This is a genomic window from Enterobacter sp. ENT02 (assembly GCF_019219165.1).
Lineage (GTDB): Bacteria > Pseudomonadota > Gammaproteobacteria > Enterobacterales > Enterobacteriaceae > Enterobacter > Enterobacter mori.
In genome coordinates this window covers 163,014-178,475 of the sequence record NZ_JAHUWD010000005.1, presented here as the reverse complement: position 1 = coordinate 178,475, position 15,462 = coordinate 163,014, and the positions used below count along the sequence as shown (strand labels likewise).

At 43.9% G+C, this 15,462-nt stretch carries 10 protein-coding genes; 3 read left to right on the top strand and 7 right to left on the bottom strand.

Annotated features, from left to right (window positions below; genetic code table 11):
• Positions 1 to 4: 4 nt before the first annotated feature.
• Together lpxP and KW829_RS16700 are read left to right on the top strand one after the other, a co-directional pair.
• Positions 5 to 913 carry a kdo(2)-lipid IV(A) palmitoleoyltransferase gene (gene lpxP, locus KW829_RS16705; RefSeq protein ID WP_218308668.1) on the top strand — a complete coding sequence of 303 codons (909 nt, stop codon included), beginning with the start codon at positions 5 to 7 and terminating at the stop codon, positions 911 to 913.
• Positions 914 to 1,403: 490 nt separating this feature from the next.
• A protein-coding gene (locus KW829_RS16700; protein ID WP_218308667.1) for an IS3 family transposase occupies positions 1,404 to 2,569 on the top strand; the annotation gives its coding sequence in 2 pieces (ribosomal slippage) (positions 1,404 to 1,668 and positions 1,668 to 2,569; 1,167 coding nt in all).
• A gap of 414 nt (positions 2,570 to 2,983) precedes the next feature.
• Here KW829_RS16700 and KW829_RS16695 read toward each other — a convergent pair.
• The 6 genes from KW829_RS16695 to KW829_RS16670 all read right to left on the bottom strand — a co-directional run bounded on the left by KW829_RS16695 (position 2,984) and on the right by KW829_RS16670 (position 8,761).
• Positions 2,984 to 3,517: a fimbrial protein gene (locus KW829_RS16695; RefSeq protein WP_218308666.1), complete on the bottom strand. Its 534-nt coding sequence runs from the start codon at positions 3,515 to 3,517 to the stop codon at positions 2,984 to 2,986.
• An 18-nt stretch (positions 3,518 to 3,535) separates the two neighbouring features.
• Positions 3,536 to 4,483 (bottom strand): fimbrial protein, encoded by a 948-nt coding sequence (locus KW829_RS16690; RefSeq protein WP_218308665.1) that lies wholly within the window; start codon positions 4,481 to 4,483, stop codon positions 3,536 to 3,538.
• 12 nt (positions 4,484 to 4,495) lie between these two features.
• Positions 4,496 to 6,997, bottom strand: a complete 2,502-nt coding sequence (locus tag KW829_RS16685) for a fimbria/pilus outer membrane usher protein (RefSeq protein ID WP_218308664.1) — start codon at positions 6,995 to 6,997, stop codon at positions 4,496 to 4,498.
• A gap of 46 nt (positions 6,998 to 7,043) precedes the next feature.
• Positions 7,044 to 7,718, bottom strand: coding sequence for a molecular chaperone (locus KW829_RS16680; RefSeq protein WP_218308663.1), 675 nt, complete (start codon positions 7,716 to 7,718; stop codon positions 7,044 to 7,046).
• Positions 7,719 to 7,780: 62 nt separating this feature from the next.
• Positions 7,781 to 8,305, bottom strand: a complete 525-nt coding sequence (locus KW829_RS16675) for a fimbrial protein (RefSeq protein WP_218308662.1) — start codon at positions 8,303 to 8,305, stop codon at positions 7,781 to 7,783.
• Positions 8,306 to 8,380: 75 nt separating this feature from the next.
• Positions 8,381 to 8,761: a helix-turn-helix domain-containing protein gene (locus KW829_RS16670; RefSeq protein ID WP_218308661.1), complete on the bottom strand. Its 381-nt coding sequence runs from the start codon at positions 8,759 to 8,761 to the stop codon at positions 8,381 to 8,383.
• Positions 8,762 to 9,417: 656 nt separating this feature from the next.
• Here KW829_RS16670 and KW829_RS16665 point away from each other — a divergent pair.
• A complete protein-coding gene (locus tag KW829_RS16665) occupies positions 9,418 to 10,302 on the top strand; it encodes a winged helix-turn-helix domain-containing protein (RefSeq protein ID WP_218308660.1) in 885 nt (294 codons plus the stop codon).
• A gap of 579 nt (positions 10,303 to 10,881) precedes the next feature.
• Here the strand turns inward: KW829_RS16665 and KW829_RS16660 are convergent.
• Entirely contained in the window at positions 10,882 to 15,333 is a 4,452-nt protein-coding gene (locus tag KW829_RS16660) for an autotransporter outer membrane beta-barrel domain-containing protein (RefSeq protein WP_218308659.1), read from the bottom strand.
• Positions 15,334 to 15,462 lie beyond the last annotated feature (129 nt).

Below are 15,462 nucleotides of genomic sequence, written 5' to 3'. Positions count from 1 at the left end.
ATTTATGGCACAGACGTTTACTCATAATTTACTTCATCCTCGCCACTGGCTTACCTGGTCTGGTTTGGGTCTGCTGTGGCTTCTCGTTCAGCTTCCTTACCCGGTTTTACATATTCTGGGTTCTGGCCTTGGAAAAATATCCAGACCCTTTCTGAAACGTCGGGAAGGAATTGCGATTAGAAATATCGAACTGTGCTTCCCCGAGATGACACCGTTTGCCCGGAGCCAGATGGTTAATAAAAACTTTGTTTCTCTTGGGCTGGGACTGATGGAAACAGGAATGGCCTGGTTCTGGAGCGATGCGAGAGTCAAAAAATGGTTTGATGTTGAAGGGCTTGAAAACCTGACCGGCGCGACAAGAGGAGTAATGGTTGTCGGGATTCATTTTATGTCCCTTGAGTTGTGTGGAAGGGTAATGGGGTTATGTCATCCTATGATGGCAACGTATCGCCCACACAATGATCCATTAATGGAATGGGTACAGACAAAAGGGCGTATGCGTTCAAATAAAGCTATGATTAATCGCCGTAATTTATCTGGTTTTGTTCATGCGCTAAAAGCTGGTGAAGCCGTTTGGTTTGCACCAGACCAAGATTATGGGTCTAAAGGAAGCGTTTTTGCACCTTTTTTCTCGGTAAAAAAAGCAGCAACGACGAACGGAACGTATGTTCTTTCAAAACTCGCTGGTGCGCCCTTGATCACACTTAGCATGATTCGACGTAGCGATAAAAAAGGTTATCACATGTATATCAGCAAGCCGTTGTCAGGCTATCCAGGGGAAGACAAGGTCGCCGCAGCGGCTTATATGAACAAGATCATCGAGCGTGAAATTCTCCGTGCTCCTGAGCAATACCTGTGGATGCATCGCAGGTTCAAAACGCGTCCTGAAGGCGAAGTCTCTTTATACAAATGAACAACTCTACTTGTCACGAGCCAGAGTCTATCTTTCTTGCCACTGCGTATTTGTAAAAAATGCGATAAGGAATTTTCGATCGGATTCATGCTAACGATGGGTTGACTGACAGCCAAGGTTAATCAATTAAACCGGTTCGGATTTGAAGGTCCGTTTTTCGCTCATAGCTGCCCGTCATGCCAGCTCAAAAAACAGGCTTAACTTAGGACATTTTCCGTTTTCCAAGCGGACCTCTAAGATAACGACCTGAAACCGCCTGCTAATTGCAGCGGGTTTGAATCGTCCGCTCCCCATTCTCATCCACATGTTCTCGTTATTCTCTGAATAGCGTCTGTTCCGGCTGCTCTGAATCTCGCCCCGTCCATATAAAGAGATGCTGATAATGTCCATAGTAAGTCTTAAAAGATCATCTAAGAAAACTGTAGTGGATCGGTAATTCAGGACACCTCGAAATCCTGTTAATTTTAAAACAGTTAAAATGATGTGATGCATGATTAAAACTCGTCGGACTAAACGCACCTTTTCCCCGGAGTTCAAGCTCGAAGCTGTCGAGCAGATTGTTAAATACCAGCGAGATGTACGGGAAGTCGCGCAGGCAGTCGAACTCAACCCTGATCATCTGCGCAAATGGATACGGCTATATAAGCAGGAAATTCAGGGAATTGAGCCAGCTGGCAATGCTATCACACCTGAACAACGCGAAATTCAGCAGCTTAAAGCACAGATAAAGCGTTTTGAGATGGAAAAAGAAATACTAAAGCAGGCTGCCGTGCTGATGAGCGAAATTCCCGGGAAATTATCGCGCTAATCACACGGCTGAAAGCAAAGCGGCCAGTACGGAGTCTTTGCTGTTTATGGGGTGTTCACCATAGCGTTTATTACGCGCAGGTGAAGCGTTCTGTTGATGTGCAAAGAATTGAATTGCGAAGCCAGATGAGAGCTTTCCATGCTCTCAGTCGTGGCGCTGCCGGTAGCCGGGCCATCAGCCAGATGCTGCGCCAGAGCGGCGTTGATTCCGGGCGGTGGCTGGCGCGACGACTGATGCAGGAATGTGGACTGGCAAGTTGTCAATCCGTTAAACATCGCTACCGGATGAACGAAGACAACAGTCCGGCATTACCGAACTTATTGAACCGGCAATTTAACCCTGTTGCACCGAACCGCGCCTGGTGCGGCGACATCAGTTTTATCCGTCTGCAGGACAGATGGTGCTATCTCGCACTTGTCGTTGATTTATATTCACGCCGGATTATCGGTTCAGCCCTCTCATTAACCGCTGACGCGGATTTGGTATGCAAGGCTTTGCGTAATACTCTGGAAACACGACCGCATAATGGCCGACTGTTGTTTCATTCAGATCAAGGAGCTCAGTATAAAAGCAATAAATACAGAAGGTTACTCTGGCATTATGGGGTAATGCAAAGCATGAGTCGCAGAGGGAATTGCCTGGATAACTCGCCGATGGAAAGAGTCTTTCGTAGCCTTAAAAGTGAATGGCTTCCGAAAGGCGGTTATGGTGATTTTAGCCATGCGGTACGCGATATAAACCAGTGGATAAATGGTTATTACAACGCTTATCACCCCCACACGAACAATGGTGGTTTACCGCCTTGCTTACATGAAGAAAAGTGGAAACAGGTTATTCCTGTGTCCTGATTTTGTGATCCACTACACTTTCTGCCTGAGAGTCAAAATCAGACGTTTCTAATTTTTATTTGATTAACCTTTTTTACTGTCTGGTATATCATTCTTCAGGTGAAGACTGTTATTAACTATATAAAATTGTGTAGAGCGGTTGAAATGTCTGCCGGGCTTGCCCGGCTTTTTTTTATTCATCTTACGTCACTAGAAATATTTATTTGGGCATAGTGAGTGTTTCATGCTTCTCCTTTTTATTCTGCTTCTTTTGATCCTGATCCTATTGCTCCTTCTGCCCATGCTGATGCCGATGCGCTAACATACGACTCCAGAAGAATAACTGACGACACTATAATTTGGCCGAGATCTTAAAAATGCAGGGAACAAAACGGATCAATTTTCAGCATTGTTGCATTTAAGAGTCAATTAAAATCATGGATATGTAAATGTAACAGTTGCTGTGGCATTAATCGTTCCTGGACTTATATCACCTCTGGATACTGCATTGGCAATAAAGTTGAAGGTGTATTCTTGATTGACAATAGTACCACTTAATACCTGTCCTGGTCCGGCATCTTTATTTTCGCTGAGTAACTCAATTGCAACATTCTTAGCTGTACCTGTGTTTTTAAATGACTTTGTGGGGTTGATAGCATCAGCAATACCACTTATGGTTGCATTAACCTTGCTTTGAGTTACGGGGCAAGATATTAGCTTCATCGAAAAGGCTTTACTTGCAATTATTCCCGGCACATTATCTCTTGGCATATTGAATTTACCAAAATTAACACTTATATTCTGTGAATTAATATCAATTTTACATGGCGTCTCCATTATATTTCCGTAGATATCCATGTACGTAGAATCTGCAAGTGCAATCCCCGAGCACATCAAATAAAAAATCAACATAAAAACTTTCTTAGCCTCAAGTAAAAGGCTGCATTTAATAGAGTAAAATTTAAACACAATTTTTCCTTAACCAAATTACTGATATGTAAACGTTACTGATAAAGAAGCATTCGCTTTTCCAGGAGTAACTCGGTCACTGGAAGTCAACTGCTTGTATCTTGCATAAATAGGAATGGTGCCGGTGGGAGTATTTATGAGAATACCGCTCGCATTTGGCGAGATACATTTAGTATCGAAGCATACTTCAACACCTATACCCTGTGCCACACCATCCTGCCCTTGACCATTAAGCCCATAATAGCTACGATTATATATGTTATAACTTCCTGACGTAGATAAATAAACCTTTGTGGCAGGAGCGCAGCTGATACTAATTCTGTTACTTGCTGTACTCGAGTTTATACCCTGCGTGGTAAAAACACTTTTTGATATATTGCCTATCGTAATGCTCGTACTAGTTGTAAAAAGAGTGCACCCAACAGATGTAATGTTTGCCGATGAGGATAAATAAACAGTATAGTTATTATTTTGCGGTGTCCTATCACCGTATGCTGCCCCAATAGTTAACGAATTAAGGCTGCCAGAAGAAATATCCCCAATTTTTATTAAGCTAACTACTACTGGATTTTTATCTAGAACAGCATAGTCACTAGTGGTAACAGAGAAAGATTGATCTGGTGAATTTAAGTATCCATTAGCTAGACCATTAGTAATTCTAATCCCAACCCCCGGAACGTTTGTTCTATAAACGTTAGCAATAGATGATTGTGAGGTAAATCCTCTTATACCTACAGCATAGTAAAGACCTTCACCAGCCTGCCAGTTACAGCTAAAGACTTTTTTATTTGTTGGCTGGATAGTTACCGAGGCGATAGTTCCACCCACGGACAAACCTATAGGAACATTTATTGTGCCTGAAAATTGTGCAACTTTAGATACGTACTCCACTGCTTTGCATGCCATAACTTCTCTTGTTACACAAAGTAAAAGAAGAGAGAATAAAAAATTAAAAAAGAATTTCATTTTGTTCTACCTTTAAAGACACTTTAGAGTAAGGTTTTTGATAGAAAGACTATCATTTTCGTCTAGCATATAATCAGTCTTGCACTGTTTGTCTAGTGATGCTCCCCACTTAGCATGCAGGGTAGAACCTCTGGAAAGTCCAGTAACAAATACCTGACCGTCGTCTCCTACAATGAAGCTTTTTTTATAGTTATTGACACTCAGTACTGCACCAAATGGAACACTTTTACCCGATCTAGTGATTAATTTTATCAAAGCCCTATCACCTATCTCTGGTGCATATGTTGCACGAACTATTGCCCCTCGAGTCGGTACGACCGTAACCGAAGTTAAATCGAACTCAACATTTTCCGGGAATGTGTCGGTTTTTAGTCCAATTATATTTTCTTTGTAAGACTGGATAGAAGGCACTACGGCATATCCACGCCAGTCGGTTAATACTCCTGGCTGGTTAGAAACACCAACATTTCGTGCTCCAGATGCTTTTATTAGAGCGTTTGTCTCCCCCAGAACCTGAGTCAGGGTTACACCATCAGAATGCGCGATGATACCGCCCTGAATACCATAATTTATACGATTTGTGTTTTTGTCATAATCGTATCCACTAGAAATCTCGCCGGAAGATCCTTTGTAACTAGCATTTAAGCTTCCATTATAATTTTCAGATGTTCCTGATAATCCTTGTTGAATACTCCAGTTAAGATTGTTGTCATCAAGGGCAGAACCGCTAATACCAATGTTGTGAGTAGTATCATTATTATTACTAGTTGCTGCACTATAACTGAGCCTTGTATTTTTAGAACTACCACCTAAAGGCATACTTATGTTCATTGATAAACTTTCATTCTTATCATGCATAGATGCATTTCCAGAATAGGCAATATTACTATTTTTACTGCGAGTATATATTAATCCATAGCTTATCGTGTTCCAGTTGTTATTGTATCCTATGCTACTGGATTGTAACGTTTTACCAGATTCCCAGTAATCCTCTCTTAATGCACTTATTGATAAAACACCGTAACTTTGGCCTAAGCTTTGGTTCATTGAAAGCTCGGCTCGGTTTCTCCTACGATCTCTGCTCATACCCGAGTGACCGGTTGCATCTAATATTTCTTGCATTCCATAATATCCACCTGTTGAATATCTATAGCCTGCAATGGCGAAGTTAGTACCAGTATTGGTGAAGTTTTTGTTATAACGCGAACGCCATGATTGACCCGTAGATTCAATGCCATCAGGTAAAGTTGACTTTGCCTGAGTTAGATCTACGGATATGGCACCAAAATCTCCCATGTTTTGACCTAATCCCGTCGAAAGCGCTGTATATTTAGCGGAGCTTTGTATCCCTCCATATGCAGTCATACCATGTGATAGGCCATAACTTAATGACAACTGACCTAGTGCCTTTTTTTGTACGGTCTTATCATAAGAACGATAATTTCCTGCTGTTACAGAATACTGTAATTGACCTTCTCTTTTTAGTACGGGAAGAGATGCAAATGGAACAATAAATTTTTGCTCACTTCCATCAGCTTCCTTTACAGTTACGAAGAGATCTCCGGCACCACCAGTGGGATACATATCATTTATTTCAAATGCTCCTGGGGATACCGACTGCTGATAAATTTGATAACCATTTTGTTTTATCGTGATCTGTGCATTTGTTCTAGCAATCCCACGAACTACTGGTGCATAGCCTCTTGTTGATTCAGGGAGCATATCTTCATCCGAACTTAGCTGGAGGCCACGAAATGATATGCTATCAAAAACATCTGAACTGGAAGAACTATCTCCAAAAACTAGTTGTGATTTAAGATTGACTATAGGTCGTTGCAAGTAAGTATATACACTTGTCAGTTTATTACTATCATTGCCCTTACTCCAAGTCATATAATTTCTCAAGCGCCAAGGTCCTATGTTAAGTCCAGGGCGTAAATTTCCAAAATAGCTGTCTTCATTATTATTTAAATTGCTTTTACTTCTTGATCCATACAAACTGTAATTTAAAATCGCGGCATTTATACCATTATCCCATTTATCCTGAGACACATAGCCACGGCTATTATTAACAATCGCTATCTGCGGTATACTCAAGTTCAAACGTTGACTGTCAAAATCAAACTCCACACTTGCATCTTGAATTGCGGACATGTTAACACAACTGTTAGTAGACGTGTTGAGCTGAGAATAGAGATCTGTTTTGACATTCCATTTTCTGAGTTGTTCAATGCTAATACAGGGAGTCAATTTAACTTTATTAGTCGAGTCTAAATATCCAAATTCTACATCACCGTGATCGACAACTTTTCCATTTAAAACGATATCTACATAATACGTACCAGGTATTTGGGAGCCGTTTTCAAACGTAGTTAGATCTGATTCATATTTCTCAGCGCCAATACCCTCAAGAAGCGCAGGGTTAAAATAGTCTCTTGCATAAGATTTGTAGTTAATAGAAATATACACTAGAGCTAAACATGTGATCCTGAAAATCTTCATACGTACATTCATTATCAAACTCTATATAATTAAATTTTCAGGATATGTTCACTGAAAACTATATTTTTGAAATGTGTTCTTTTCCTAACGCACCTGAATCGTTGATTAATTTATATTTAACCATTCCAGATGTGATGGGCTTTGAAAGCGGTAATGTTTTAGTTTTTCCCGGTAAAACATATAAAGCATCGTCTAATTGGTTATCATCTATTTTAATCTCGCCAATATTCATAACGTAGTTTGAGGTATTGGTTGCTATCAATTTATTGCCAGATATCGAAAATTTAAGACTTTCTGCATACTGCTCTGCATCTTCTTTGACTAAAGATTTCGGCCTATAAATTAACTTCATGCGTGTTTTAACAGCAATTTGAAGTGTGTTATCTGCCATTTCAGAAGCCGGTATTGATTTAACGTTTATCCAATATAGACTTTCTTTGTCTTGCGCTATAGAACCGGTCAATAAAATACGTTGAACGGTTTGTCTTCCACCGTCCAGTCGATAAAGAGGTGGTGTAATAATAAAGGGCGGAGAATCTGATTGCTCTTCATTCTTCTCAACCCATGATTGAATTAAATATGGTATTTTATCATTATTTTCTACAGTTAAAGAGGCTTCCTTTTTTGTTCCGTCATATATGACACGCGTGCCACCTATAACAACACCTGCTTTGGAAACCCCTATAACTGAAAGGTTGATCAAAATACAAAATATTACTTTACTGAACTTCATAAAACTGATTTCTCCAAAGAAGAAAAAGGGCCCTGCAAAGGCCCTTTGCAATTAATGATTACTTAGTTGTAAACAACTGAGAAATTCGCTACTGATGTTGCTGGACCAGCAGTAACGGTACTTGATGTAGCCTGATACTGAGCAAAGAAATTCAATACGTTATCCGAACCTTCACTCAGGGAATATCCTTTGCTGTCTTGGTTAAGCGCAAGATTGCTCATGTCTGAGTTCAGAAGTTTAATTGCTACACCTGTTGCTGCACCCGGAGTATTATCAAGTGCCAACAGAGACGAATCTGTAGGATCCTGAGTACCTTCAAAACGTACTTGTGCGCTAGATGAACCAGCTGGGCAGTCTTTCAGGGTAATGTTAAACTGCTTAGCTACTGATTTCTTCCCAACTTCACTGAGCTCGTTCTTGTTGTATTTACCTAAATCAACAGTCAGGTTTTGAGCGTTGCTATCAATTTCACATGCAGTTTCAAGAATTTCTCCAGTGAAATTGACAGTTCCTGAATCAGCAAAAGCGTTAGTCATAGTCAAAACGGTTCCAGCGGTGATAGCGATTGCAAAAATATTATGTTTCATTACTTATCCTTTATACAGGTGTTATTAAGTCTTAATGATTTAAGACTTAGGTTTTTCTCTGAAACTCAGAGGGGATTATCCAACATACAACGGCGAAACAGCTGAATCATCGATGTAGTAGCCAGCACCATAGACATTCTGAATGAATGAGTCAGGGATGCCGACATAAGAAAGTTTCTTTTTAAGGTCATTCATCGTTTGCCAAAGGCGTTGACTCGATGACGATAAATTAAAGCTATCCCACACGTAATTTAGTATCTCGCTTTTATCAATGACTTCTTTCTTTCTGTTTGCCAGTAAAAAATACAGAAGCCGTGATTGTGTATCACTTAGTGTGACAACCTTAAACGATATCGGCATGTCAGTACTTTCAAAGCTGTAATACACGATTTTTTTATTTGCAACATCATAAAGAATTTTACCGTTAAGCAGGTATCCATAAATACTTCTGTTCATAACCAAAACTCTATTGTTACTTCATTTTCCTTTCTGAATGTCCTACTTTTCAACGAGGCTCATTATAATTGGCAAAAAAATACTGTAAACCACCCGAAAAAACATAGGATTAAAGTTGTCCTCTGTTAATGGTGAGGTTATAGCTCTGCCTTACCAAGTAAATACGATAGAAAATACTACACCTGGCTTAAAGCACAAGATTAAAGCTTGCAAAAGTTATTCGTTAAAGAAGTAGCATAAAGCTCCTTAGTTTTTACTCAGGCAGTGTAAAAGTCCGCTATTGTGAGTAGTACTCTGAAGTGCATATTTCATCGCACCTTACTCAGTACTTTTCAATCTCGTGGAAATGCCGCTGCCATTCCTGCAAACAGCCTGTTCCCTGTCTGCCAGAAAAATATTACGACCGAATGGCCTGTTTTTGTAATGAATAAAACTACAATAAATCCATACTGAGATTAAGTTATAAATATCAATAGCATGCGTGGTATCATTCATATGATTTTCAGATTCCTAACGTGTTTTGTGGCTAACATCAGGTTTTTCTTTAACTCATTGATCTTTAATAGATAAAATCATGATCTTTTTTGCTGATAAACACTTATACTTTCAAATAGCGCATATAAAACACTTCATTTTTTCATCTAGGTGATTGATTTATGGATACAAAATACATAATTAACAGCAATGTGTTGTTCGTTGTTGCTGAAAATAAGTTAAAACCTCTTGGTGCCCGCGGCGCAGAGGTGGTGCTTAATATCCCTATGAGTCGTGTGCTTTTATTGCTGCTTGAAAATGCCGGGAATGTGATTGAACAGGATGTTTTACTCAATGAAGTCTGGGTAAGGCATGGACAAATGGTTACGTTAAATACGCTTTACCAGAATATCTCGTTACTAAGAAAGGCCCTTAAAAAAGCTGGCCTGCATCTTCCAGTTATTAGAACGCACTCAAAGATTGGTTTTTCCGTACGGGCTGATATACAACTTATGCAGGAAGACTCTGGTCATAATACTGAAAAAACAGTATTGCAGGAAATGCCTGTCTTGCCGGCAGAAGAAGGACGTTCTGAGGTAGATACAGTAGCCGTTGCGGGAAATAAATCTTCACGTTCTGTCAGAAGATCTGCCGTGTTGCGTAAATACAATCTCAAGGGTTCTGGTTTACGTCGCACCTCAGCATTCAGAGTAAATTACTTCTATCTTTCGGTGTTCTCTCTTTGCGCAATCCTTTTTTTGGTTATCCTCACAACCTTCCTTACACGAAACAACGAGTTTTCATCCACGCACGACCTTGTCGCACGGGTAAATAAATGTCCGGTCTATATAGATAAGAGCAATCGCAACACAAATCTAAGTCGTATCATCAATTACATGAAGGAACAAATGGTCACCTGCGCCCAGGATGATTTTATCTATCTAACAAGAAACCTTCATCGTGCTGAACTACTCGTATTTACCTGCAGCCCACTCCCGGATAATGATCTGAAGTGTGTCACAACGATGAAATTGCCCGATTATTTGTATCCTAAACGCAACGACTGAATTTCTACGGATTTAACAGATGCCCCGGGGATGCAGTCTGAGCATGTGAGGTACGTAAGAGCACACGACGATCTTTATCTGAATTGTAGGTAAAAGCTGGCCGTCATCGGCGGAATCTGGTCTGAAATATCCGACTCGCTGAGGGGCTTCACACCGTCTTGACAAATGATTGCGGGCTGTCAAACCCAGTGTGCCCGGAATGGCTTCGCAGGAAGCTAAATGAGAGGACCTGAAACTCGGGACGCACTTAGAACGCACTGAAGTTGAGTTGACTGATTAAGACAGCGCGATCTTTTCAGGGAGGCTGGCAGAAAAGGGGTATGGTGGGCCTGTTCTTCCACGCGCTGAAAATGAACGGATCAGAAAGCGCCTCTGCAAATCGGAGATCGGGTCCGGGCCGATTTTGAGGATTACATCGAAGGGTTTTCCAACCGTGCCCGGTGCAGCAGCGCAGTCCGGAGGCATCGTCGTGAGGACTGCATTTGCCTACGGGCATAGAGGCAGCCCATTATGAAGACAATCAGCTACATCAAATCTCGTTTCTGAAGTAGCCTGATTTTTAGATAATGCGGGTTACTATTACCAGCTGTACTTAATCCCCAGCATGGCTTCCGAAGTCGAGTAACCCTTGTCGCCGAGCTGCTGACCTACATTACTCCATGCTGTGAGGTTGCGCGAAAGCTGGCCTTCAACACCGATTTTCAGCTCACCGATATTCCGAGTTCCAGCCTGAGTGATTCTTACGCTGTCCATACGGGTTGAATAGCTGTGGGTGTTATGCAGCCAGTTCGCCTCGATGAAAGGTTCAAATTCCCGGTCTTTACCGTCGTCAGTTTTACTGTGCCCCTTAAGAAAAATTCGGGTTCCAAGACGGGCCTGAATGTTCCCCTGTCCGTCGCTACTGATGCGCGTTCCGTTACCTTCCGTATGGTCGTCAGCTTTTACACCCATCCAGGTTATCTGTACCTGCGGCTGGATATAAACTGATCCAGTTTCGTTGCTGCCCCCATCATAGTCGCCGATTTTCCGGGTGTAGCCGCTCTCAAGAGAGGCGCTTAATCCATCTGAGTCGTATTTTTCCTGGGGCAGATCTTTTCCGTTAACCGTGTTTCTAAACCAGCCATACTGCGCCCAGCTGTCTACATACAGCCCTGTTTTGTCCGCATCGTTCGCGTACCATGTTCCGTAAAGACCAACGCTATAGCCATAGACCTGGCCTCTGGAGTTATAGCCGGTCATATTGGAGCGTGTGTTGCTCCGGTTGTTGCCATATCCTCCCATGATGCCAAGGTGGCTTCGGTCCAGCCCATCGCTGCTCCATTGCGCCATCTCTCCACCCAGCATTACAACGTACCGGTTACTGGTGGTTTTCTGCGAGCCGATATGTGAGCGGGAAGTGTTATGTGTACCAGCCTGGCGAAGCCAGAGGCTCGTCACTTTATTTTCACCGGTAAGAATGTCGGTATACTGCGTTTCCCCCAGCCGGTCGTGCAATCGTGTGACAAACATGTTGTTTGCTGAAGCGAGGTTTGCCGTATAGCTACTCGCTTCCGGACGAAACATGACATTGTTACCCACAGGGGGAACAGGGTTACCTGGTTCAGAAGGGTTACCCGGTTCAGAAGGATTGCCCGGTGTCGATGGTTCATCAGTATTATTGGTCAGGTACCAATTTTTTTGGCTATTACCAGCGCCGCGACTGAGTCGATAGTCATAAGCTCCCGCAACTATGCGCCCGTCCTGTACAAACTCCCCGGCAGAGTTACCCCCAACACTGATCAGTTCGATTCCGTTACGTGTGCTTGCGCCATGGCCCCCGGCGTTGGCCACTCTGACATAAGTTGTACCGCTTGTATCACCATTGATTATCATATGGTCTGTGATTGAGGCGTCGTTACCGAGTACCGTATTGAAGGCGATCTGCCCGCTGCTTCCGGCATAGTTACCCAGGATGGTAAGCAAATTACCTGCTGTGACGGGGTCCCTGGACTGACCGATCTGAATCAGACCGCTGTTCGTCAAATTTCCGCCTATGGTGAGTGAATCGAATGCCTGAACGCGGGTAAGTGACGTGACACGTTGCGCAGTGCTGTTTTGTAACACCATGCCGCTTCCGACCTGAAGCAGGCTACTGTTAATCACATACCCGGCAATCTCACCATTTCCCGCGAGGAAGCCGTTGCTGACATTGACGGCTGATGTGGCCATCGTAACTGGCTGGCTGCGACTGCCGAAAGTGATACCTCCTTGGTTAATACTTGTTGTTCCCGTGTATGCTGCGCTTGCCTGTGTCAGGGTAACAACACCTCCGCCGTTTTTGACAAGATTGCCTGCTCCCGTCACGCTGTTAGACAGTGTCCAGTCATGGTCGTTGGTCAGATTTAACGTCCCCGCATCACGGACTGTTGCGCCGCCAAGATGCTGTACTTCTTCTACCATCAGTTGACTGTCTGCATCAATATTAAACGCGCCGCTGAAATGAGAGTTATCCCCGGCCAGAGTGATCTCGCTGGCATTTAAATCTACCTCGCCATTGTTACTTAGGCTGTTGACCAGGATGCCGCGCGCGCCGTTAAGTTTGAGGAGACCTGCGTTATCTATATCACCACTTCCCAGTCCGTTCGCGTTGTTCAGATTGACGGTGGCGGCATTTATAATTAGGGTGTTGGCACTCAGACCAACGTTAGCGCCATGGATATCCAGCATCCCGCTTTTAACCCTCAGATCTCCGGCTCCAAGCAGGTTACCGTTTATGGCTCCTCCCCAGTCAATCGTCAGGCTTCCGCCTGCAAAATTTATCTGTGTACTCTCAGCTGCATCTACGCTACCAATAGTTTGGCTAAATCCATTCATATTGAATGCAGTGTCGCTTGCCATTTGCAGGAGGGAAGTGTTACCGAGCACGTTGTCGTTATTCATCTGCAGCCTGCCGCTGCGCACGTCCGTTATTCCGGTGTAGTCGTTACTTTGATTAGAAAGCGAAACCATGCTGTTAGCGGCATTCTCAAATGCCAAATCACCACTGCCGGTAATTTTTGCGCTCAGGTCAGCGGCGTTGCCAGATGCACTCTGACCGTTTAGAACCAGCGCGTTGGCGCCAGTCCCCATAATATCTACTTTTTTGAGGGCCCAGGCGATGTAAAGTCCATCCTGGTTTTCTCCGGAGCTTAATCGCCAGTCCCATGTCCCCTGAGCAACATCCTTGCCGTTTTGAATAATGTCCCTGGTGACGCCGCTGGTAATCACTTTGCCACTGGCATCGCGCAGTGTCAGGCTGCCGCCATTTCCGGTAACGGAGCCATCTGAACCCGCGAGTTTGATGAACGTGTTTGCGTCATCCTGAGACAGGAGTGGTAAATGATCCAGGGCCGACGGGTATTCATTCACCATATTGTCAACGCCAACTATCACCGTTCCGCTTCCGTTGAGATTGAGATCTTGGTTGGTTTGAATCGTGTTATCTGCCAGTGTATTGCCCGGGGCAACATGACCGAAATCGACGATGCCGCCTGCAAACATCAGGCCGCCTATACGCTGTTCACCAGCACCTACGGTCGTGACACTATCGGTTCCGGCCAGCAGCGTGGCCTGTCCGAGCGCCTGAGTATTTACACCATCAAGAGCGAAGGCGCTATCACCCAGCGCCATGATGCCGGCAAAGTTGTCCCCGGCATTGTTGCTGGTAAAGCTGAAGGCATTACCGCTGGTGTCCGACCTTATCGTACCTGTTCCACCCAAGTGGCTGTTAAATGCCACCGGGCTTTCATGTTGAATGGCGAGCGTGCTCGTGCTGTCGATGATATAACCCGTGCCGGCGTTGTCGTCTCTGGCATCGCCCAGCGGCAAGGAACTGTTATTAAGCGTCAGCGTGGAGCCATTATTGAGCGTGATGTGTTCAACGCCCTGCAGTACGTTTGCCGCACTATGGGTATATACACTATTATCCATAACTAAGATGTCATCGCCCGCTCCTCCATCTATGAGAGGGGAGGAGGCGGCAGAGGTCGCGTCCAGATTGGTCAACTCAATCCGGTCATTATCAGCTTCCATGAGAATACTGCCCAGAATGGTGCCTTTTTCCCAGTGTAAAAGGTCATCCCCGGCGCTCATTCTTATTTCACCTTTGATCGTGCCGCCGGTGACTGTCACACTATCGACACCGCCGCTGACGCTGATATTGCCGCCGATTACGCTGTTGTCGCTGACGAGAATGGTGTCATTGCCGAAGCCGGTCACCAGGTTGCCCACAATATCGCCGCCGGACATATCAAAAATATTATTGTCGAGCTTCATATTAACGCGGCCAATGGTTCCCCCCGTCATTTTAGCCACGTCGCCATCTTCAAAAGCACCCACGATAGTGCCACCAGTCATCAGGAATGTGTCCCGGTTGTCACCCTGCTGGAGTGCACCCAATGTACCTCCACTCATCACGAAATCATCGATGCCATTACCCTGCAAAAGGGTACCAGTGATGGTACCGCCTGTGATCCAGACACTGTCAGCACCATCGCCAGTGTCCACATCACCAGTAATGGTACCCTCGTTCATGATAAACGAATCATTCCCGCTGCCGAAGACGACCGTGTTACCACTGTCGCTGCTCTGGATCGTGCCGCTATTTATCAGTTGGCTATTTCCGCTGCCGTTAAACTCCACCCCTGGACCGGTAGTGCCGGTGATAGCGCCACTGTTAGTGAGTACTGAGGATCCTTCCTGGAGCAGAATGCCCGTGGAACCTGTCACGCGTCCGGCATTAATGATGTTGCTGCCATCGCCAAGCAAAATAGCCGTCATTCCGGCGACGCTAAGTTCGCTGCCGACGGCAATATTCACCGTCACATTTGTCGTACCACTGCTGCTGGCGATCGGACTGATAGCAGGATTTGGAGAAGATATATCGCACTCGACTATTTCGCCTGTATCAGGCGCATAATTGTCACAAGCGGCATGACTCTCTCTGGCAGTAGAAAGAGCCAAGAAAATGCATGTAGAAATAAAGGATATTTTCCCAGGTGTAGTAATAATCATATTTCTGATTCCAGTATCTTGTTCATTTTTTAATTTAATCATTCAGGGCAGTATAGTGTGAATTCAAAACACAAAGATCATCACAACGATGTACTCCACAGTCGTTTTCCAAAGCCAAGTGTATTTGCA

Excerpts from the sequence above, each read along its gene's own strand:
- lpxP (WP_218308668.1), top strand. The coding sequence starts at position 5 with ATGGCACAGACGTTTACTCATAATTTACTTCATCCTCGCCACTGGCTT.
- KW829_RS16690 (WP_218308665.1), bottom strand. The coding sequence starts at position 4,483 with ATGAAATTCTTTTTTAATTTTTTATTCTCTCTTCTTTTACTTTGTGTA.
- KW829_RS16685 (WP_218308664.1), bottom strand. The coding sequence starts at position 6,997 with ATGAATGTACGTATGAAGATTTTCAGGATCACATGTTTAGCTCTAGTG.
- KW829_RS16680 (WP_218308663.1), bottom strand. The coding sequence starts at position 7,718 with ATGAAGTTCAGTAAAGTAATATTTTGTATTTTGATCAACCTTTCAGTT.
- KW829_RS16675 (WP_218308662.1), bottom strand. The coding sequence starts at position 8,305 with ATGAAACATAATATTTTTGCAATCGCTATCACCGCTGGAACCGTTTTG.
- KW829_RS16670 (WP_218308661.1), bottom strand. The coding sequence starts at position 8,761 with ATGAACAGAAGTATTTATGGATACCTGCTTAACGGTAAAATTCTTTAT.
- KW829_RS16665 (WP_218308660.1), top strand. The coding sequence starts at position 9,418 with ATGGATACAAAATACATAATTAACAGCAATGTGTTGTTCGTTGTTGCT.
- KW829_RS16660 (WP_218308659.1), bottom strand. The coding sequence starts at position 15,333 with ATGATTATTACTACACCTGGGAAAATATCCTTTATTTCTACATGCATT.